The following is a 449-nucleotide window of genomic DNA, read 5'->3' as shown; positions in this document are numbered from 1 at the left end:
AAGCACTTCAACACCAAGGAAAAAAATATGCTCGTATCTTTATGCCTGAAGCGGTAAAAGCACATTACACTTTGATACTAGGTTGCGAGAGTGTTGGTACCGCTAACATGGATATGTTTGGCAATATTATTGCGGATCGTTATGGTATTTACAGAGCTGGATTTGGTGATGCTTTAGTAGCTATTTTTAATGGGTTGTTGGACTTCCGTATCCTTTGCTCTGGTCGAGGAGAGCATTTGAGCAACTACAGAATAGTTGCTCCTCTGATCGAAGATATTGATGTTCGCCTAGCTAAAACAAGTGATGGTTCGCTATGGGAACCTGGATATGAAGATGACCACTATATTACTCTAAATAATGAACACCCTCTTATACGTAACCTGTCGGAAGAGCAATCAAGGCCGTTAGCCGAGTGTCTGTTTTTTATGGGGGAGTTTGAGAACGGCCAG

The 449-nt window shown here is 41.9% G+C and carries 1 protein-coding gene; it reads left to right on the top strand.

From position 1 onward, the window contains the following. Positions 1 to 449: hypothetical protein (locus tag AB4512_RS23750; protein ID WP_372175966.1), on the top strand; the 449-nt coding region annotated here is incomplete at both ends.

Source organism: Vibrio sp. 10N.222.52.B7 (assembly GCF_041474275.1).
In the GTDB taxonomy this organism is placed as follows: domain Bacteria; phylum Pseudomonadota; class Gammaproteobacteria; order Enterobacterales; family Vibrionaceae; genus Vibrio; species Vibrio crassostreae_C.
This window is presented reverse-complemented; position numbering and strand designations above follow the sequence as displayed.